Annotated in this window: 17 protein-coding genes and 1 pseudogene; 9 read left to right on the forward strand and 9 right to left on the reverse strand. The window is 55.8% G+C overall.

Features of this window, described 5'->3' with window-relative positions; genetic code table 11:
• Positions 1 to 8 precede the first annotated feature (8 nt).
• The 6 genes from H616_RS0103220 (at position 9) to zapE (ending at position 7,140) form a co-directional block, all read left to right on the forward strand.
• The gene (locus tag H616_RS0103220; RefSeq protein WP_027966064.1) at positions 9 to 1,079 is read left to right on the forward strand and encodes an arginine N-succinyltransferase; all 1,071 of its coding nucleotides are present in this window, start codon (positions 9 to 11) and stop codon (positions 1,077 to 1,079) included.
• Positions 1,079 to 2,125: an arginine N-succinyltransferase gene (gene astA, locus H616_RS0103225; protein ID WP_027966065.1), complete on the forward strand. Its 1,047-nt coding sequence runs from the start codon at positions 1,079 to 1,081 to the stop codon at positions 2,123 to 2,125. Before H616_RS0103220 ends, astA begins: the two co-directional genes overlap by 1 nt.
• The gene (gene astD, locus H616_RS0103230) at positions 2,125 to 3,594 is read left to right on the forward strand and encodes a succinylglutamate-semialdehyde dehydrogenase (protein ID WP_027966066.1); all 1,470 of its coding nucleotides are present in this window, start codon (positions 2,125 to 2,127) and stop codon (positions 3,592 to 3,594) included. Before astA ends, astD begins: the two co-directional genes overlap by 1 nt.
• Positions 3,591 to 4,970, forward strand: coding sequence for an N-succinylarginine dihydrolase (gene astB, locus H616_RS0103235; protein ID WP_240470521.1), 1,380 nt, complete (start codon positions 3,591 to 3,593; stop codon positions 4,968 to 4,970). Before astD ends, astB begins: the two co-directional genes overlap by 4 nt.
• Positions 4,971 to 5,056: 86 nt before the next feature.
• The gene (locus H616_RS0103240) at positions 5,057 to 6,013 is read left to right on the forward strand and encodes a DUF808 domain-containing protein (protein ID WP_027966068.1); all 957 of its coding nucleotides are present in this window, start codon (positions 5,057 to 5,059) and stop codon (positions 6,011 to 6,013) included.
• A gap of 2 nt (positions 6,014 to 6,015) precedes the next feature.
• A complete protein-coding gene (gene zapE / locus H616_RS0103245; RefSeq protein WP_027966069.1) occupies positions 6,016 to 7,140 on the forward strand; it encodes a cell division protein ZapE in 1,125 nt (374 codons plus the stop codon).
• A gap of 11 nt (positions 7,141 to 7,151) precedes the next feature.
• Here the strand turns inward: zapE and H616_RS0103250 are convergent, their stop codons facing one another.
• Positions 7,152 to 8,204, reverse strand: a complete 1,053-nt coding sequence (locus H616_RS0103250) for an SPFH domain-containing protein (RefSeq protein ID WP_027966070.1) — start codon at positions 8,202 to 8,204, stop codon at positions 7,152 to 7,154.
• A 2-nt stretch (positions 8,205 to 8,206) separates the two neighbouring features.
• Positions 8,207 to 8,725, reverse strand: coding sequence for an NfeD family protein (locus H616_RS14100; protein ID WP_051233932.1), 519 nt, complete (start codon positions 8,723 to 8,725; stop codon positions 8,207 to 8,209).
• 191 nt (positions 8,726 to 8,916) lie between these two features.
• Between H616_RS14100 and H616_RS14105 the strand changes: the two genes are divergently transcribed.
• On the forward strand, positions 8,917 to 9,669 hold the full coding sequence (locus H616_RS14105; RefSeq protein ID WP_084155687.1) for a trimeric intracellular cation channel family protein: 753 nt from the start codon (positions 8,917 to 8,919) through the stop codon (positions 9,667 to 9,669).
• 89 nt (positions 9,670 to 9,758) lie between these two features.
• On the opposite strand, the gene nhaD is transcribed toward H616_RS14105, so the two are convergent.
• Positions 9,759 to 11,246, reverse strand: coding sequence for a sodium:proton antiporter NhaD (gene nhaD, locus H616_RS0103270; protein ID WP_084155701.1), 1,488 nt, complete (start codon positions 11,244 to 11,246; stop codon positions 9,759 to 9,761).
• A 264-nt stretch (positions 11,247 to 11,510) separates the two neighbouring features.
• Between nhaD and H616_RS0103275 the strand changes: the two genes are divergently transcribed.
• The gene (locus H616_RS0103275; protein WP_027966073.1) at positions 11,511 to 12,230 is read left to right on the forward strand and encodes a DUF3581 family protein; all 720 of its coding nucleotides are present in this window, start codon (positions 11,511 to 11,513) and stop codon (positions 12,228 to 12,230) included.
• 4 nt (positions 12,231 to 12,234) lie between these two features.
• On the opposite strand, the pseudogene arfB reads toward H616_RS0103275, so the two are convergent.
• Both arfB and H616_RS0103285 read right to left on the reverse strand, forming a co-directional pair.
• A pseudogene (gene arfB, locus H616_RS14110) lies at positions 12,235 to 12,648 on the reverse strand (alternative ribosome rescue aminoacyl-tRNA hydrolase ArfB).
• A gap of 7 nt (positions 12,649 to 12,655) precedes the next feature.
• Complete coding sequence (locus H616_RS0103285; RefSeq protein ID WP_027966074.1) at positions 12,656 to 12,871, reverse strand: DUF3820 family protein; 216 nt, start codon at positions 12,869 to 12,871, stop codon at positions 12,656 to 12,658.
• A 44-nt stretch (positions 12,872 to 12,915) separates the two neighbouring features.
• On the opposite strand from H616_RS0103285, the gene H616_RS0103290 reads away from it, so the two are divergent.
• Positions 12,916 to 13,257, forward strand: coding sequence for a hypothetical protein (locus tag H616_RS0103290; protein WP_027966075.1), 342 nt, complete (start codon positions 12,916 to 12,918; stop codon positions 13,255 to 13,257).
• A gap of 12 nt (positions 13,258 to 13,269) precedes the next feature.
• On the opposite strand, the gene H616_RS0103295 is transcribed toward H616_RS0103290, so the two are convergent.
• The 4 genes from H616_RS0103295 to H616_RS0103310 form a co-directional block, all read right to left on the reverse strand.
• Positions 13,270 to 14,040 (reverse strand): DUF1499 domain-containing protein, encoded by a 771-nt coding sequence (locus H616_RS0103295; protein WP_027966076.1) that lies wholly within the window; start codon positions 14,038 to 14,040, stop codon positions 13,270 to 13,272.
• Positions 14,041 to 14,120: 80 nt separating this feature from the next.
• The gene (locus tag H616_RS0103300) at positions 14,121 to 14,438 is read right to left on the reverse strand and encodes a hypothetical protein (protein ID WP_027966077.1); all 318 of its coding nucleotides are present in this window, start codon (positions 14,436 to 14,438) and stop codon (positions 14,121 to 14,123) included.
• 29 nt (positions 14,439 to 14,467) lie between these two features.
• Positions 14,468 to 15,718 carry a ribonucleotide-diphosphate reductase subunit beta gene (locus tag H616_RS0103305; protein WP_027966078.1) on the reverse strand — a complete coding sequence of 417 codons (1,251 nt, stop codon included), beginning with the start codon at positions 15,716 to 15,718 and terminating at the stop codon, positions 14,468 to 14,470.
• Positions 15,719 to 15,781: 63 nt separating this feature from the next.
• The gene (locus tag H616_RS0103310) at positions 15,782 to 18,646 is read right to left on the reverse strand and encodes a ribonucleoside-diphosphate reductase subunit alpha (RefSeq protein WP_027966079.1); all 2,865 of its coding nucleotides are present in this window, start codon (positions 18,644 to 18,646) and stop codon (positions 15,782 to 15,784) included.
• Positions 18,647 to 18,820: the final 174 nt, after the last annotated feature.

The raw sequence follows: 18,820 nt of genomic DNA on the forward strand, positions 1-18,820 counted from the left end.
GGAATGCCATGCTGGTCGTTCGACCGATCCGGCCATCGGATCTGCCGGCGCTGGAGCGCCTGGCAGGTGCGGCGAAACCGCGTCTGACCAACTTGCCGACTCACCGAGATCGTCTCGAGGAACGCATTACCCGCTCCCAGCGCTCTTTTCGGGCAGGGGTCGATTTTCCTGGCGATGAGCACTACACCTTTGTGCTTGAAGACCTGGAGCGTGATCTCGTGGTAGGCACTGCGACAATTCGTGCTCAGGCAGGTGCGCATGAAGCCTATTATACCTATCGTCAGGAAACGTTGATTCATGCATCGCAGCAGCTTGATGTGCGTCGTGAAGTTCAGACACTGGCGCTGTCCTATGAAGTCTCTGACACCAGCTTGCTGTGTGCTTACTCGTTAGACCCGCGATATCGCGGCACCAGCGGCGAAAGCCTACTGCGCCGGGCGCGGTTGATGTTTATCGCGCAGTATCCGGAGCGTTTTGCGGAGATGCTGGCGCTGGCTTTTCCTGGTTATTTAGACGCAGACGGTGAGTCACCGTTCTGGAATAGCGTGGGTCGCCATTTCTTTTTGCGCGACTATCAGGAGATTAACCATATCGCGGGCGTGCGTTCGAAGAGCTTCATTGCTGAAGTGATGCCGCAGTTTCCCTTGTATTTGGCGCTACTTACGCCACAGGCGCGTGCGGCGATTGGTCGGGAGCATCCTGATCATGAAGTTGCGCTGGGTGAAATGCTCGGCGAGGGGTTCTTGCGTTCGCGGCACGTCGATATTTTTGATGCGGGTCCTGTGATTAAAGGTGAGCGCAGCCGCTTGGAAAGCGTTAGGCGTGCGGCCTGGCATCCGGTGCGTATTCGTCCGGCCCAGTCATTGCCCGATGCTGAGCCTGCTATGGTGGCGAGCCAACGGCTTGAAGGGTTCCGTTGCCTGGTGACACGTTATGCTCTGTCGCCGACAGGACAGTTAATGCTGTCGCCTGAGCATGCCGAGTTGCTGGGCGTTGAAGAAGGTCGAGCGGTGTTGGTGGCTCCACTGGCGCTGCCGAATGACGGCCATGACGTCGGCTATGACGAGGGAGAGCTGTAATGCGAATTCGGCCGATTGCCGCATCTGATCTGGATGAACTGCACGCTCTTGCACAGGAAACCGGTGTGGGGTTTACCTCACTGCCTGACAAACGGGAGTTTCTGGCGCGTAAAATTGAGACGGCGGTCAACGCGTTTGATGGCACCACGCCAGTATCTGAGTGCCTGTATTTTTTCGTGCTGGAAGACGAAGAGGCGGGCCGCTTGGCTGGCTGCTGCGCCATCGAAAGTGAGGTAGGGCGTGAGGTGCCGTTTTACCATTATCGAGTGGGAAATTTGGCCCACTCATCAGTGCAGCTTGGCCTGCATCGCACCATTGATACATTGTCGCTGAGTTCTGATCACACCGGTGATGCTGAGGTCGCCTCGCTATTTCTACGCCCGAGCTATCGTGGAAGCGAGCACCGTCATCAACGCAATGGCGCTTTGCTGTCAGCGATGCGTTGGTTGTTCATGGCCGAGTTTCGCCAGCGCTTTCCTGAAAAGGTGCTGGCTGAGATGCGCGGTGTATTCAACAGCGAAGGTAAAAGCCCATTCTGGGAGTGCTTGGGTAGCCACTTCTTTCCGCTGGCTTTTGAAGAAGCGGACCGTCTTACTGGGCTGGGTCAGAAGAGCTTTATTGGCGAGCTGATGCCTAAGTTCCCAATTTATACACCCTTTCTTTCTCAGGAGGCCCGTGACTGTATTGGCCAAGTGCATGAGCATACGCGCCCAGCGTTGGCCATGTTGAAAAAGCAGGGGCTGCGCTGGGAAGGGTATATCGATATTTTCGACGGCGGGCCCACGGTAGAGGCGTATATCGATGATGTGCGTGGTATTCGTCATTCACATCGGTATCAGGTTGATGTCAGCGCCGCGCAGTTGCCCTGCGAAGCAATGCCGCGCTGGTTGGCGGCCACGACCGAGCTGGAAAGCTTCCGTGCTGCTTGGATTGGCCGAGGGCCCAACGAAGATGGCGTCGTGCTGCTGAGTGAAGGTGAGGCCAAACGCCTTGATATCACCTCAGGAGAGACGCTGCGCATACTGGATACTCAGGAGATAGCATGATGAAAGCGACCCAACAGCTGCTAATTGGTGGCAACTGGCAAAATGGAAGCGCCGAGAGCTTCTCCAAGCATGACCCAGTGTCAGGCGCATTGCTATGGCAAGGAAATGCCGCCAGCGATGCTCAAGTAAATGAGGCTGTTCAGGCCGCGCGCTTAGCTTTTGTTAGCTGGGCACGCAGCAGCTTTGCCGAACGTCAGGCGTTGGTTGAGCGCTTTCGGGGCGTGCTTGAAAATTATCGTGAAGCTCTGGCTACGACAGTTGCCGGTGAAACAGGTAAGCCATTGTGGGAAGCCCGTACTGAAGTGGGCGCAATGATCGGCAAGGTGGCGCTGTCGATTCGTGCTTATCAAGAGCGCACTGGCGAGCGAGATCGTGAGCTGGGCGATGCTCGAGCGGTGCTACGGCATCGGCCCCATGGCGTGCTAGCTGTTTTTGGCCCGTATAATTTCCCTGGCCACTTGCCGAATGGACATATTGTTCCAGCGCTGCTGGCCGGTAATACCATTGTGTTTAAGCCCAGCGAGCAGACGCCGCTGACGGCTGATCTAGTGCTGCAGTGCTGGGTAGAAGCAGGGTTACCCGACGGCGTGATTAACCTGGTACAGGGTGCGGCGCCTGTGGGCCAAGCGCTTTCAGCGCACCCCAGTATTGATGGCCTGTTATTTACCGGCAGCGCCAAGGTGGGTGGGCTGCTACACCGTCAGTTTGCTGGCCAATTAGGCAAAGTGTTGGCGCTGGAGCTGGGTGGTAACAACCCGCTAGTCGTGAAGGATGTGCCTGATCAAGATGCCGCCGTGCTGACCATACTGCAGTCAGCCTATTTGTCTGGCGGGCAGCGCTGCACCTGCGCGCGGCGGCTTATTGTTCCCCAGGGGCCGGTAGGCGATCGACTCGTAGCGGCACTGGCTGATGCCATCTCGCGGCTGAAAGTGGCCGGGCAGTTCAGCGAAGAACCCGCCTTCTATGGAGGATTGGTTAGTGTTGCGGCGGCGGAAGGGTTGCTTAAGGCGCAAGACGAGCTTGAATCCATGGGTGGCAGTGTACTGTCGCGGATGCACCAGCTTGAAGACAATACCAGCTTGCTTAGCCCTGCACTGGTCGACGTTACTGGGCTGGATGTTCCCGATGAAGAGCATTTCGGCCCGTTGCTTAAGGTATACCGTTATGCCAGCTGGGATGAGGCCATTGCGTTGGCCAATGACACCCGTTACGGGCTGTCGGCAGGGCTGATCGGCGGTGTGCAGGCCGACTGGGACGATTTTTTGTTGCGTATTCGGGCCGGCATTGTTAACTGGAACCGTCAGACTACTGGCGCGTCGGGCGATGCGCCCTTCGGTGGCGTAGGTGACAGTGGTAACCACCGCCCTAGCGCGTACTATGCCGCCGACTACTGTGCCTACCCCGTCGCTTCGGTAGAAAGTGAGTCACTAAGCCTGCCGGACCAGTTACCGCCAGGGGTGAGCTTATGAGTCAAACGATCGATGAAGGCATGAGGCAATCGCTAAACAGCGTGCGTGAGGTCAACTTTGATGGGTTGGTGGGCCCCACTCACAATTATTCGGGGTTGGCGCATGGCAATGTCGCCTCGATGAGCCATGAAGGGCTGGTAGCCAACCCGCGTGAGGCCGCACTGCAAGGCTTGGCCAAAATGAAGTCACTGATGGAAGCAGGCTATGCCCAAGGGGTGCTACCACCTCAGCAGCGGCCTGATCTCGGCGCGCTGCGTGCGCTGGGGTTTTCTGGCAGTGATGCTGAACTACTCACGCGGGCGGCGAGTGATGCACCGCAGCTGCTGCGTGCGGTGTGCTCGGCCTCCAGCATGTGGACGGCTAATGCCGCGACGGTGACGCCCAGCAGGGATGCGCCGGATGGTCGGGTGCATTTTACGCCCGCTAACTTGCAGTCGAGTTTTCATCGTTACTTGGAGCCAGCAACAACAGGACGGGTGCTGGCTGCCATTTTCTCGGATGCCGCGCATTTTGCCCACCACCCCGCCTTGCCAGCGACCCCAGCTTTCTCTGATGAAGGGGCGGCAAACCACACTCGCTTGGGCGCCGCCTATGGTGATGCAGGGGTTCATCTGTTTGTTTATGGTCGCCGAGCGTTTGGCGGTGACGGAGTGGAGCCTCGGCACTATCCGGCCCGCCAAACATTAGAGGCAAGCCAGGCCATTGCGCGTCAGCATGGCCTTTGTGAGGCGCAAACGGTGTTTGCTCAGCAGCATCCCGAGGCGATTGACGCTGGCGTATTTCACAATGACGTGATTGCCGTGGGTAATGGCCCCGTACTGCTTTATCATGAGCTGGCGTTTCGCGATGAGCAGGCCACGCTTGATGAGTTGCGGCATAAAATGAGTACTTCGCTGATTCCTGTGCGCGTACCGCTGGAGGCGGTGAGCTTAGAGGACGCCGTCGCGTCATATTTGTTCAACTCTCAGCTGCTCAGCAATGCCGATGGCAGCATGACGCTGGTGGTGCCAGGTGAGTGCCAGCAGCGCGAAGCCGTGTGGCGCTGTATTCAGGATCACCTGCTGGCGGGACATAACCCAATCTCAGACGTGGTGGTGAAGGACGTTCAGCAGAGTATGCGTAATGGTGGTGGCCCAGCATGCCTGAGGCTGCGAGTTGCGCTGAGCGGCGCTGAACGTGACGCGGTGTCTGGCAGCGTGCTGCTCAACGATGGCTTGCATGGTGAGCTGGCTGAATGGGTTCGTCGCCACTATCGTGACCGGCTGGCGATGGAGGATTTAGCCGACCCTCAGCTGGCGACGGAGTCTCTGACGGCGCTGGACGAACTAACCCGAATTCTGGCCATCGGCAGTGTTTACCCGTTTCAGTTGAATTGATGTTGAGGATGCGTTGAAAAGACACGGCCAAGCATCCTGTGCCACTATTATCGGCTGAATCCGACAGCTAATCTCAGGAGCGTCCCGTGGCCAGTGCCAGTTTGCTGACTTTAATCGACGATATTGCGACGTTGCTTGACGACGTTTCGCTGATGACCAAAGTGGCTGCCAAGAAAACCGCTGGGGTGCTTGGTGACGACTTGGCGCTGAATGCGCAGCAGGTAACAGGCGTGCGAGCCGAGCGTGAGTTGCCCGTGGTGTGGGCGGTAGCCAAAGGGTCATTGCTTAATAAGTGTGTTCTGATTCCTGCAGCGCTGATTATCAGTGCTTTCTTGCCGTGGCTGGTGACGGTATTGCTGATGATGGGCGGCGCTTATCTCTGCTATGAAGGTGCAGAAAAGGTAATACATAAGCTGTTCCACCGCGGTGAAGATAAAGCGCGTCATGCTGAGCAGCTGAAAGCCTTGAGGGATGAACACACCGATATGCGTGTCTTTGAGAAAGACAAAATCAAAGGCGCGATACGTACAGACTTTATTCTTTCTGCTGAAATTATTGTTATTACCCTGGGCACCGTTGCAGGGGTCTCGTTGGGCATGCAGTTGGCGGTATTGATCGCTATTGGCCTGCTGATTACGGTTGGCGTTTACGGGTTGGTGGCCGGCATTGTAAAGCTCGATGACTTGGGGCTATACCTACTTCAGCGCGGTGGTGTGATGGCCAGTGTTGGCCGAGCATTGGTAATGGGTACGCCCTGGCTGATGAAAACGCTTGGCGTGGTGGGTACCGTGGCGATGTTTCTCGTGGGCGGTGGTATTTTAGTGCATGGCGTGCCCGCGCTGCACCATCTCGTACAGGGTGTTGCTGACGCTGAATTAGCTATGCCTGCTGTTGATGCTATCGTTAACGGCTTGGGACCGGTGTTGATCAATCTGCTGACTGGCTTGGTAGTGGGTGGGTTACTTGTGGCCGCGATGACGCTATTTCAACGTCTGCGAGGTGCTACTGATAACGCAGCAGACAACAGCGGGGCGCCGCGTTAATAGTGACGTCTTTTTCCAAGCTGTCACCCAAGGCCGCCTATGATCAGGCGCGGGCTGCGGGCTTCGTTGAAGACGAGGCCCAGGCGCGTGCTGTCAGTGCCTTGGAATCGTTGTATCAAGCACTTGAGGATGGCCAGGGTGAGGCGCGTGGGTTATACCTGTGGGGGCGTGTTGGGCGCGGTAAAACCTGGTTGATGGACAGCTTCTACCGGAGTCTCTCGGTACCCGCCCGCCGCCAGCACTTTCATCATTTCATGCGTTGGGTACACCGTCGCCAATTTCAATTGACTGGCACACCTGAGCCGCTACGCCAGTTGGCTAAAGAGCTGGCGACTGAGGCGCGGGTGCTGTGTCTGGATGAGCTGTTCGTCAATGACATTGCTGATGCCATGTTACTGGGCGGTGTGCTGATAGCGCTATTTGAGCAGGGCGTGATTTTGGTGGTGACGTCCAATCAGGCGCCGGAGCAGCTGTATGCTGACGGCTTTAACCGTGAACGGTTTTTACCTGCTGTTGGGGCGCTTTCCGAATACCTGCAGGTCATGGCATTAGATGGCCCGCAGGACCACCGTGAACATCCCGGTGAGCCCGAGCCGCGTTACTTCATTCAGAATAACGGTGAAGCTGACATGCTCGCCGGTGTGTTTAAGCGCCTGGCCCGAGGGCGGGTTATTCAGCGTGAGCCGATTCAACTGGGGCATCGTAGTATTGCCGTGCTGGGTGTAAGTGACGGCGTGTTGTGGTGCCGCTATGACGCGCTGTGCGAAGCCCCGCTGGCAGCGACTGACTTTATTGATCTGTGTGATCGTTTCGATCAAGTGCTACTGGAAGGCGTGCCAGCGTTGGACCAAGGCGCTGGCACAGGTGTCATCGCGCGGGGTACCGAAGATGCTGCTCAGCAGGTTAGCGCTGGCGATCGGCAACTGCCGACATTAACCCGTAAGGATGATGGGGTGCGCCGCTTCATCGGGCTAGTCGATGAATGCTACGACCGAGGCGTGCCGTTGACGCTGAGCGCTACGGTGGCCATGGATGAACTGTATCGTCATGGCCACCTGGCGTTTCCTTTCCGTCGAACTCTCAGTCGACTAGGTGAAATGCAGCTGACGCGGTTTGGGCGAGGCTAAGACTCCCTCTTTCAGCTACCTGATGCAGCACCGCCGACGATACCGTTGCGAATACCGTGGCTAGACTGCTCGCGTAAATGACGTGCGACGGTATCTTCCGGCGCACCGGCTAACTCGCGGAACATGCCCATAGAGCCGAGTAGTGCAGAAGACTCGTAGGGGACGAATACCCGCTCTCCGTTTTGTGCCATCTGCGGCAACATCTTGATGTAGCTTTGGCCCAGCAAATAGCCGATAACGGTGTTTTTGTCGGCATCTTGATCACCCAGTGCGCCAAGGACCAGTTTGATGGATTCCTGCTCACCCTGAGCACGCAGGATGGCGGACTCACGATCACCCTGAGCGTTAAGGATGGCCGATTCGCGCTGGCCTTGAGCCATAGCGATGGCGGCAGACTTCTCACCTTCAGCTTCAGTCACGGTTGCGCGACGTTTGCGCTCGGCGGCCATTTGCAGGCGCATGGCTGACTCGACTTCCTCGGGCATCTCGATGTCCTGCACTTCTACTCGAGAAATTTTTACGCCCCATTTGGATGCGGCGTCTTCCATGGCGGACTGAATTTCGTTGTTAACTTCGGCGCGTGACTCGAACAGCTTATCCAGCTCCATTTTGCCAACCACCGAGCGTAGTGTTGTTTTGGCTAGCACCTCAACAGCTTGGCTCATGTTTTCAACTTCATAGACTGCGCGTTTGGGGTCGATTATCTGGTAGTAGAGAGCACCGTTAATGGTCACCGTGACGTTATCTGTCGTGACGACAGGTTGGCCGGGGAAGTCCATTACGGTTTCACGGCGGTCGATGCGCACCTCGGTGCTGGCGATGGGGTGATACTCATCGCCCAGTTTTTGATAGCGAATCATGCTGATGGGGCGCGGTTGATCAATGAAGGGAATGATGATGTTGACGCCGCTTTCCAGCAAACGATTGAATGAACCTAGGCGCTCGATGACCATGACTTCTGATTGGCGCACAACAACGAGCCCTTTGACGACAATCATCACTCCGATGACGACGATGATAAGACCGAAAATCAGGCTTGGGCTAAAATTGCTAAAATTATCCATGGTTAGTGCTCTTTGTTTGATAAAGGGGTGGGCGGGGTGTCAGGTGAGGCATGAGATGTCGCATCGGCAGAAGTACTGAGCGTAAGATGAACAATGGCGGTGGTGCCTTCAAAACGCTCAAATATGACTTCTGTGCCTTCCGGTAGCTCGGTTTGTCGGCTTTGGCTGACGCGCAAGCGATACAGGTCACCGTTGATCAAGAGTACCGACGCGGCGTCAAAATCACGATGTTTGACCACATAACGGCGGCCGCGCTCTACGCCACTGCCGGTGGTGCCATAGTTTACGCCGTGAGGTGAAAAGCGTGGGCGAATGACTCTGATGGCGAGTGGCACCAGCACCCCAGAAAAAACGCCCATGCCCAGCAGTTGCCAGGGCAGCGATACACCGAGCACGGTCAGTATTGCTGTCAGAGCCGCAGAAGCGGCAAGGGCCAGCAGTAATAAACTACCGGATAGCAGCTCGGAAAGCCCTAGAAGAAGAGCGATGACAAGCCAAGTGTAGACGGGGTTCCACTCCATAACGTTTTCCTTGAAAGGGCCAGTGTTCGTAAAGTGTTACCGTTATTTCGCGCCAGTAAGCTGTGGTGATAATGGCAGGCTGCTGCTGACATCAACCGTTATGTACTGCGTGTCATGATGCCGTCTTTACGGGAATAGACAAGCCGGTTCAGAAAACAAATAGGCAACAACAGTTAAGAGAGGCGCAATACGTGAGCGAACTGGTGTACTGGCTGGATATGGTTGGGGTTATTGTTTTTGCGCTGTCGGGTGTATTGCTTGCCTGCCGGTCTCGTATGGACCCGTTCGGTATGTTGGTGTTGGCGGGGGTGACAGCGATTGGCGGCGGCACGTTACGCGACTTGGTACTAGGAATTCGTCCGGTATTCTGGGTCAGCGATCCCGCTTACTTGTGGGTGATTGTTGGCACTGTCGTGCTTTCGATAGTGGGATTTCACTACATTCATCGATTATCGAGAGTGTTTCTGCCGGTGGCGGATGCTTTCGGACTGGCACTGTTTACGGTAATTGGCGTTCATAAGGCGTTAGCCCTGGGCACCTCAGGCGCTGTTGCGGTGTTGATGGGGCTGATGACGGGCGTTGCGGGCGGCATGATGCGAGATGTGCTGGCGCGTCGAGTGCCGATGGTGTTGCGTGAAGAGATCTATGCCACTGCCGCAATTGCGGGTGGAATTTGTATGGTAGCAGGCTATAAGGCTGGAGTGCCGCATATGATCGCCATTGGGTTTGGTCTTGCTATTACGCTGGGGTTGCGTTTGGCGGCCATCTATTGGCATCTGGCATTACCGACGTTTGCCTGGGTGGTTATCAAGCGGGCTGAGCAACCCGCATCCTCAGCGACAGAGAAAGGTAGTGATGCTCAACCTCTTGTGTCGCGGCCCAAGGTGCGGGTTAAGTTGATTCCACCTGAGCGCAGAAAGAAACGGCATTCGTCGTCTCAATGACGCCGCCAAAGTGAACGGTAACTATGCAACAGCGCCCCGGGCGATGAGCCACGGGGCGCTGTTGCTATACTGACCAGTTTGTTTCAGCGTTAACCGTAAATGAGGAAGAGATCAGCATTGATCCACAGGTGCATTAGTACGCTGGCGATATAACCCAGGGCAATGACCGGCGCCCAGCGCAGGTGGCCCATGAAGGTGTAATTGCCGCGTGCCTGCCCCATCACCGCAACGCCAGCGGCAGAGCCAACGGATAGCAGGCTACCGCCGACACCCGCTGTCAGCGTGATCAAAAGCCATTGGCCGTGAGACATGTCAGGCGCCATAGTGAGTACGGCGAACATGACAGGAATATTATCAACCACCGCTGAGATCAGACCTAGCACAACGTTAGCCCACGTCGCATCCCAGTTGGTGTACAGCGCGTCAGACAACAAGCTCAGATAGCCCATGAAGCCCAGGCCGCCGACACACATCACCACGCCGTAGAAAAATAGCAGGGTGTCCCACTCGGCACGTGCGACACGGTTAAAGACATCAAAAGGCACTACGCTACCCAATGACTCCAGCTTGCGCCAGTCGCCGCGCTGGGTATAACGAGAGCGCTTGCGTTCTAGTGAGCGCGGCAGGCTGCGGCGCAAGTAGTAGCCGAAGAACTGCAGGTAGCCAAGCCCTGTCATCATACCCAGCACTGGCGGCAGATGTAGAAACGTGTGACCAACGACGGCTGTTGCCACGGTTAGCAAAAACAGCAAAACGATACGGATGGCACCCCGCTTGAGCCAAACCACATCATCGATACTGTCGGGTTTACGGTTCTTGATAAACAGGCTCATGATGATGGCGGGTATCAAGAAGTTAACCAGTGATGGCGTGAAGAGTACGAAGAACTCTTGGAAGCCAACCATGCCTGCCTGCCACACCATCAGCGTTGTGATATCGCCAAAGGGGCTGAAAGCGCCCCCCGCATTAGCGGCTACCACAATATTGATACAAGCGAGGTTAATGAAGCGCCTGTCACCTTCGGCGACCTTTGATACTACGGCGCACATCAGCAAGGCGGTGGTTAAGTTGTCAGCAATGGGTGAGATGACAAAAGCCAGTACGCCGGTTAACCAGAATAGAGCGCGATAGGTGAAACCTTTACGTACCATCCAAGAGCGTAACGCATCAAATACGCGCCGTTCTTCCATGGCGTTGATATAGGTCATCGCGACTAGCAGGAATAGCATCAGCTCAGTAAATTCGAGCAGTGTGGCGCGAAATGCGTGTTCGGACTCTGCCGACATGCCTGCTTTGACGTAAACCCAGCCAATCAGCCCCCAGATAATACCTGCGGCTATTAGTACCGGTTTGGATTTACGCATTTTGATTGCTTCTTCGGCCATGACCAGCGCATAGGCGAAGACGAATATTGCTACGGCCAGAAAGCCGATAAACGAGGAAGTGAGGTCGATGGCTGGTTCTGCGGAAGCCAGAGCTGGGGTTGACACCCCGATCAGCAGCAACAGACACAGCAGCGCGCCCGAGCTTCGGTTAAGAAGTCCGGGTGCGCACAAGGCGAAAGGAGCAGGTGACATTGGGAGGTCGTCCGACAGGTTAAGTAAGTGGGAGAAAAAGGTTAGAAAACGGTGGAATACTACCATAATGGCCATTTCGCGGCACGTTACAGCGCCCTTCTTTGGTAGGGTGCAGGGTGTGTTTAGCGAAGTATTGATGTGGCGCATGGGGACATGAAACAGTGCGCCATTATTCTTCAATTTGTGGCATTATCGGCAGCTTGAGGCCAGCAAGGCCATTATTCTTCGTCATAACGCCAACAACCCAAAGCAGGCCAGGTACGCATGTTCCTTGATGATTATTTTTCGTGCTCGAAAGCCGGTGAGCAAACCTGCATCAGTGCGGAGCAGGCGAGTCGCTTTGCCAAGCGAGTTGCTGGTGATTACAACCCGATTCACAACCCCGATGCGCGCCGTTTCTGCGTTCCTGGCGATCTGCTGTTCGCTTTGGTACTAGCGCGCTTCGGGCTATTTCAGCACATGACCTTCCGGTTTCTCAGCATGGTGGGTGCCGATGTTCCTTTGCAATTTATCGAGGGTTGCGATGGGCTGATTCGTGTGCAGGATGAGGCGGGTAAGTGTTACCTAGAAGTGGAGCGTAGTGGCGAAAGTACGCACGATGAAGCAGTCGTTGAAGCGTTTACGCGGTGTTATGTGGCATTTTCTGGCAAGAATTTCCCTCATTACCTGAAGCCGTTGATGGAAGACGGTGGCGTCATGTTCAATCCGCGACGCCCCTTGGTGATCTACGACAGCATGGGCTTCTCACTGAATCGGCTGGACGGCTTAGAGCCTGGCTTGGCATTGACTGACTCGACCCTTGAGATTAATGGCAAACGCGGTGATGTCAGGTTGGAGTTCCATATTCTTGCGGGTGGTGAAGAAATCGGTACGGGGTCAAAGAAACTGGTCGTGAGTGGACTTTGCGATTACGACGCCCAGGCCATGGACGCGGTGGTTGACGAATTTTATCGGCTCAAGGCCGCGCATGAAGCGTCGGCGTGAAAGCTCAGTAGCGAACCTTGCCTCGTAGTACTTTGGTTTGCCCTTTTTGTCCTTTTTTATCCAACCGACGGCGTTGAGAACCTTTGGTGGGTTTTGTCGGCTTGCGCACTTTGTGTTACTTGATGGCGCAACGGATCAGCTCGCGCAGCCGTGCCAGCGCATCTTCGCGGTTCAGTTCGAGTGTTCGATGGCTTTGCGCTTTGATAATGATAACGCCGTCTTTACTGATGCGCTGGTCAGATAGTGCCATTAGCCGATGCTGATAAAAATCCGGCAGGCTGGACGCCGAAATATCAAAGCGCAAGTGCACGGCTGACGAGACTTTATTGACGTTTTGGCCGCCAGCCCCTTGGGCGCGAATCTGGTTGATCTCGATTTCGTGGGCAGCCAGCGTTACGTTATTGGATATGTGTAGCATGTGCGGCTCACTCTCGTTGGCGCAAAGGCTTAAGTAGGTTGGTAAGCCCGTTGTGGTCAATTTCGTGCATTAGATTCAGTAGCTGTCCGATTTGGCCATCGGGAAAGCCTTCTCGGGCGAACCAGTTGAGGTATGGGCTAGGCAGGTCAGCAATGAGTGTGCCAGCATGCTTGCCAAATGGCATGCGCAGAGTGACCAACCGCTCAAGGTCTTCGGGGTTCATGGTTCGTATCCTGGTGAGTGTGACGACACAGGGGAGAATAGCAAATGGCACAAGAGCTTGCTGCGCGTGTAAGGCAGGTGCTGGAAAAACAGCCTGTTGCTGAGCTGCCGCTGACCTATCGCCAGTTGGCGGAGCAACTGGCACTTGAGCCGCCGCGTACTATTCAGCGTGTCGCTCAGGCGCTTGAAGTGTTGATGCATGAAGATGCCGCAGCGGGGCGCCCATTTATTGCTGCGCTGGTGGTCAGCCAGCGCGGAGAAGGAGCGCCAGCCCCAGGTTTCTTTGAATTAGCTGTCGCTCTGGGGCGGTTGCCAGCTGAGCGAAACTTGCAGCTTAGTGCCTATCGCGATGAGTATCAGCGCGCGCTGAGCTCACGCAGTTTGTGACGACGCTTTCGTTTACCCCTCAACGCGTGCTTTTAGTGCTTCCAGGTAGGTCTGAATACGTGCTGCATTGGTTCCTAGGTCGCTCTTGCCCAATCGAGAGGCTGAACGAACATCGATGAGCACGCCTTGTGGGGCTTGCGTCAGACGAATGATGACGTCGTCTTTGAAACCGAACCAGCGGGTGCTGGCGGTCGCCTCGATTTGGTTAGCGTTCACACTGGCGATTTCCCATCCTTGTTCACGGGCTGTTATTTCCGCAGCGGATAATGCCTCGGTGACGGGTATATTCAGTATCAGAGAGTCCAGCTGCGGGTAGGCGCGTTTTTGCTGCCGAGCTGTTGCTTCTCCAGGGTAGTCCACCGCATTGGGTGCGGCGCGGCGAGCTGGTGCTAATGTCTCGAAAGCCGGCGGGTTGACAGTATCGGTGCTGATGTCATGGATGGGCGGCACGCTACGCCCTATGTGTTGCATCTGGAGCGGTGTAGAGATTAGTGCCAAGGCGGCGGTAGCCGTCAGCAGGCTGGCGAGCATAATCCTCCAGCGTCGACATAGCAGTGCCACCAGCGAAGAAAGCATGGCAATAGCCGCGCCGCCTAGCGCTAGTTGTGCCCCACGACGCAGCAGAGAAAACGATTCGCCCAGTGAGAGCCAGCCCAGGCGATATGTCGGTCCAGAGCCGATAATCAGCATGGCGGCGAGTAGTAGGATAATCAGCGATAGCCATATCAGCCGGTTGGGCCAACGACCGCCGCGTGGGCGAGGCTTGTTGGAAAACGTCAGCATCTTGGCTCCGGTTGCTTGAAACGTCGATGCTGACAGCCTAACGCGTTATTGATGGCTTATGTAACCGCCCAGCACCGATGTTAGTGACTCGATGGTCTTCGGCTGAAGTGCAGTGGTGGGCGGTATCGGTTGTTGTGAGGGCTGTTATCTGGCGCGCGTTCCGGTGCAGGTCGCACATGCCAGCCACGATGCGTTGCCCAGCTTTTCAGTTTGCGCAGATCAAGCAGCGGAAACTCGGGTGCGTAGGGGTTGGGCGCAGACGAGGGGAAGGCGTTGGCGACATGGGGGTAGTAGGCGAGTGCTGCCTCTCCACCATGAGCGGCCAGCGCCTGGTCCAGGGCTGACTGCCAAGCTAGGGCTTCGCGCTGTCGTGTGCCGTTTTCATGGGTTGCATGCATCGGATTGCCCTCTTTTCAATTCGTATTGATCAATCCCAGCTTAGTGCGCCGCCGACCTGATATTCGGTGACGCGGGTTTCGAAGAAGTTCTTCTCCTTGCGTAGGTCGATAATTTCGCTCATCCACGGGAAGGGGTTCTCGGCGCCGGGGAATTGCTCCTTGAGGCCGATTTGGGCGAGGCGACGATTACAGATGAAGTGCAGGTACTCTTCCATAATGGCGGCGTTCATACCTAGCACGCCGCGAGGCATGGTGTCGCGAGCGTAGGTAATTTCAAGCTCGGTGCCTTCAAGAATCATTTGGGTGCACTCGTCTTGAAACTCGGGCGTCCATAGGTGTGGGTTTTCAATTTTGATCTGGTTGATCATGTCCACGCCAAAGTTTAAGTGCATGGACTCGTCACGCAGGATGTACTGGAACTGCTCAGCTACGCCAGTCATCTTGTTACGCCGACCCATGGATAGAATCTGGCTGAAGCCGCAATAGAAGAAAATGCCTTCGGTGACACAGTAGAAAGCGACGAGGTTACGCAGCAACTCCTGGTCGGTTTCAGGGGTGCCGGTGTTGAAGTCGGCGCGCGCCAGCGACTGAGTATGCTTGAGGCTCCAGGTGGACTTGGCGGCCACGGAGGGGACTTCGCGATACATGTTGAAGACTTCACCTTCGTCCATACCCAGTGATTCAACACAATACTGGTAGGCGTGTGTGTGAATCGCTTCTTCAAAGGCTTGGCGCAGTAAGTACTGGCGGCACTCGGGGTTGGTGATCAAGCGATACACCGCCAGCACCAGGTTGTTGGCTACCAGCGAATCGGCGGTGGAGAAGTACCCCAGGCTGCGCTCGACGATACGGCGTTCGTCGGCGCTGAGGCCATCAGCACTTTTCCACAGGGCGATGTCGGCATTCATGTTAACTTCTTGGGGCATCCAGTGGTTGGCACTGCCATCCAAGTATTTCTGCCAGGCCCACTCGTACTTGAAGGGCACTAGCTGGTTGAGGTCAGCGCGGGCGTTGATCATTTGCTTGTCATCAACCTCGATACGCGCAGCACCCATTTCAAGTTCTTCAAGGCCGGCGGCGACGTCAAGCTCGCTCAGTGCCTGGCGGGCCCGGGCGAGACGGTCCTGGTCAGCAACCTGGTAGCTTGCTGCGCTGTCTTTCACCTGGTCGGGGGCGGGTGAAGGCGTGGCGGCCTTGGCCTCCTGCTGAGCTGCAGGCGTCGATGCTGACGCTTCGGTCGCCGTGGTATCGTCTTCGTGAAACTCGTCCCAGTTCAACATGATGTTCCCCTTGCCTGTTATCTCAAGCGTGTTGCAATAATGTGCTGTTGGTGTTCGCTATCGTTACTGGCAGGCTTCGCAGCCTAGTTCGTCAATTTCGCCAGCCGAAGGCGGGCGTTGGCCGCCTTTGCCGGTTAGGAAATCATCGATACCGCGCGGCGCTTGCTGAGGCTCCGGCGACGCATTACTTACCGCGTTGAGGTTGCCACGTTCGACGGTGGATTTTTCCACCGAGGTGGCGCCCAGAGCGCGCAGGTAGTAAGTGGTTTTGAGGCCGCGATACCACGCCATCCGATAGGTCACGTCGAGCTTTTTGCCTGAAACGCCCTGAATATAGAGGTTCAGCGACTGCGCTTGATCGATCCATTTTTGACGCCGTGACGCCGCTTCGACCAGCCACTTGGGTTCCACTTCAAACGCCGTGGCGTACTTGGCCTTAAGGTCGTCTGGAATACGCTCGATGGGTTGCGCGGAGCCATCATAGTATTTGAGGTCGTTGATCATGACGGAGTCCCACAGATCGCGCGCTTTAAGGTCGTTGACCAAAGCAGCATTGACCACGGTGAACTCGCCAGAGAGGTTCGATTTGACGAACAGGTTCTGGTAGGTCGGCTCAATGGACTGAGAAACGCCGCAAATATTTGAGATGGTCGCCGTCGGAGCGATAGCCATCACGTTAGAGTTGCGCATGCCCTGGGCCACAACTTTGTCGCGTAGTCGCATCCAATCTTGCGTTGATGAGGTGTCGACCTCGATATAATTTTCACCACGTTCTTGAACCAGCTTGTCGATGGAGTCGATAGGCAAAATGCCCTGGCTCCACAGTGAGCCCTCAAAGCTCTCGTAGTGTCCGCGTTCGGCCGCTAAGTCGCTGGATGCTTCGATAGCGTGGTAGCTGACCAGCTCCATGGAGGTATCGGCGAAAGCAACGGCTTCCTCGGACGCGTAGGAGATGTCCTGGGCATAAAGCGCGTCCTGGAAGCCCATGATGCCAAGCCCCACCGGACGGTGTTTGAGGTTGGAGTTCTTGGCTTGAGGTACGGCGTAATAATTAATGTCGATGACGTTATCGAGCATTCGCACGGCCGTTTTAACGGTTTTCTTCAACTTGTCGTTATCGAGTTGTCCATTGACCATGTGGCTCGCTAAGTTGACGGATCCCAAGTTACAAACGGCGATTTCATCGACGCTGGTGTTCAGGGTGATTTCGGTACACAGGTTGGAAGAGTGCACCACGCCAGCGTGCTGCTGCGGGCTACGCAAGTTGCATGGGTCTTTGAAGGTAATCCATGGGTGGCCTGTCTCGAACAGCATCGACAGCATTTTGCGCCACATGTCTTTGGCTTTGAGCCGTTTGAACAGCGTGATCTGCCCGTTTTCGGTCATTGCCTCGTATTCCTGGTAGCGCTTCTCGAAAGCAGCGCCGTACAGGTCGTGCAAATCTGGGCAGGTGGAGGGCGAGAACAGCGTCCAGTCACCATCGTCAAAAACGCGCTTCATGAACAGGTCGGGCACCCAGTTGGCAGTGTTCATGTCGTGAGTCCGTCGGCGATCATCACCGGTGTTCTTGCGCAGCTCCAGGAACTCTTCAATATCCAGGTGCCAGGTTTCTAGGTAAGCACAGACGGCCCCCTTACGCTTGCCGCCTTGGTTAACGGCAACAGCAGTATCGTTGACCACTTTGAGAAAGGGCACAACACCTTGGGACTTGCCGTTGGTGCCTTTGATCCAGGAGCCGAGAGCCCGCACTGGCGTCCAGTCATTACCCAGGCCTCCGGCCCATTTAGACAGCAGAGCGTTATCACGAAGGGCGCTGTAAATACCATCCAGGGCATCGGGTACGGTGGTGAGGTAGCAGCTGGAGAGCTGGCTGCGTACGGTGCCCGCATTGAACAGCGTTGGCGTGGAGGCCATGTAGTCGAAGTTCGAAAGGAGCTCGTAAAACTCAATAGCGCGAGCTTCGCGGTCGTCCTCGTTGAGAGCGAGCCCCATGGCGACGCGCATGAACATGACCTGAGGCAACTCGTAGCGCACGTCGTCACGATGAATGAAGTAGCGGTCGTAGAGGGTCTGCAGGCTCAGGTAAGTAAATTGGCCATCACGGGTATGATCCAGCGCATCGCCTAGGCGCTCAAGGTCAAACTCAGCTAGGCGCGGGTCCAGTTGATCAAACTCGATGCCCTGTGCCACATAGGCGTGGAATGCTGGCTTATAGAGGTCAGCCATTTCATGGTAGGTGGCTTCTTCGGCAATGCCGAGAAACGACAGAGCTTCACGACGCAGGCTGTCCTGCAGTAAGCGTGCGGTGACGTAGGTGTAGTTGGGCTCTTTTTCTACCAACGTGCGGGCGGTCATCATCAGCGCTTGGGAAACGCCATCTACGCTTACGCCGTCGTAAAGGTTTTTCAGCGAATCGTCGACAATCTTGCCAGGCTTGACGGCTTCGAGTCCTTCGCAAGCCTCAATCACTAGTGTTTCAATGCGCCCTAAATCTAACGGACGAGTGCTACCGTCCGGAGCAGAGACGTTGAGTGACGGGTGCGGCTTGGCAATATCGTCTTTGGCGCTGCGGGCATTGGACTGAGCCTCACGATAGAGAACGTAGGCGCGAGCGACCTTTTGCTCTCCTGCGCGCATCAAGGCCAGCTCAACTTGGTCCTGGATGTCCTCGATATGAACGGTTCCTCCGTCCGGCAGGCGACGTTGGAACGCGTTGGCGATACTCTCTGAAGCGCTGGCAACGAAGTCTCGCACACGTGAGGAGCCTGATACATCATCACCCTCTACGGCAATAAACGCCTTGCTCATCGCCACGGCGATTTTGCTGGTATCGAATGGGGCAACGTCGCCAGTACGTTTGATAACCCGTAGCGTTTGAGGGGCAGTGACAGAGACCGAAGCCTGTTCTGAGGGTGTCGTAATACTCATAGCGCCGATGAGGTCCTCTGGATAGTTGGTCTGGCTGTGTGTGGTAGGCAGACAGTGGTTGACAGTTTTCTTTTAGCTTGCTAGACACTATATATGGTGCTAGCTGCTCTATAGGGCACAAGATAGTGTGTTTTTTTGTATGATTCAAGTGTTGCTGGGTTTGATGCTTTGTGT

The sequence above is a fragment of the Halomonas halocynthiae DSM 14573 genome, from assembly GCF_000425725.1.
Taxonomy (GTDB): Bacteria; Pseudomonadota; Gammaproteobacteria; order Pseudomonadales; family Halomonadaceae; genus Halomonas; species Halomonas halocynthiae.

Excerpts from the sequence above, each read along its gene's own strand:
- H616_RS0103295 (WP_027966076.1), bottom strand. The coding sequence starts at position 14,040 with ATGCTGACGTTTTCCAACAAGCCTCGCCCACGCGGCGGTCGTTGGCCC.
- H616_RS0103275 (WP_027966073.1), top strand. The coding sequence starts at position 11,511 with ATGTTCCTTGATGATTATTTTTCGTGCTCGAAAGCCGGTGAGCAAACC.
- H616_RS14100 (WP_051233932.1), bottom strand. The coding sequence starts at position 8,725 with ATGGAGTGGAACCCCGTCTACACTTGGCTTGTCATCGCTCTTCTTCTA.
- H616_RS0103250 (WP_027966070.1), bottom strand. The coding sequence starts at position 8,204 with ATGGATAATTTTAGCAATTTTAGCCCAAGCCTGATTTTCGGTCTTATC.
- nhaD (WP_084155701.1), bottom strand. The coding sequence starts at position 11,246 with ATGTCACCTGCTCCTTTCGCCTTGTGCGCACCCGGACTTCTTAACCGA.
- H616_RS0103300 (WP_027966077.1), bottom strand. The coding sequence starts at position 14,438 with ATGCATGCAACCCATGAAAACGGCACACGACAGCGCGAAGCCCTAGCT.
- H616_RS0103285 (WP_027966074.1), bottom strand. The coding sequence starts at position 12,871 with ATGAACCCCGAAGACCTTGAGCGGTTGGTCACTCTGCGCATGCCATTT.
- astA (WP_027966065.1), top strand. The coding sequence starts at position 1,079 with ATGCGAATTCGGCCGATTGCCGCATCTGATCTGGATGAACTGCACGCT.
- H616_RS0103305 (WP_027966078.1), bottom strand. The coding sequence starts at position 15,718 with ATGTTGAACTGGGACGAGTTTCACGAAGACGATACCACGGCGACCGAA.
- H616_RS0103290 (WP_027966075.1), top strand. The coding sequence starts at position 12,916 with ATGGCACAAGAGCTTGCTGCGCGTGTAAGGCAGGTGCTGGAAAAACAG.
- astB (WP_240470521.1), top strand. The coding sequence starts at position 3,591 with ATGAGTCAAACGATCGATGAAGGCATGAGGCAATCGCTAAACAGCGTG.
- astD (WP_027966066.1), top strand. The coding sequence starts at position 2,125 with ATGAAAGCGACCCAACAGCTGCTAATTGGTGGCAACTGGCAAAATGGA.
- H616_RS0103220 (WP_027966064.1), top strand. The coding sequence starts at position 9 with ATGCTGGTCGTTCGACCGATCCGGCCATCGGATCTGCCGGCGCTGGAG.
- H616_RS0103310 (WP_027966079.1), bottom strand. The coding sequence starts at position 18,646 with ATGAGTATTACGACACCCTCAGAACAGGCTTCGGTCTCTGTCACTGCC.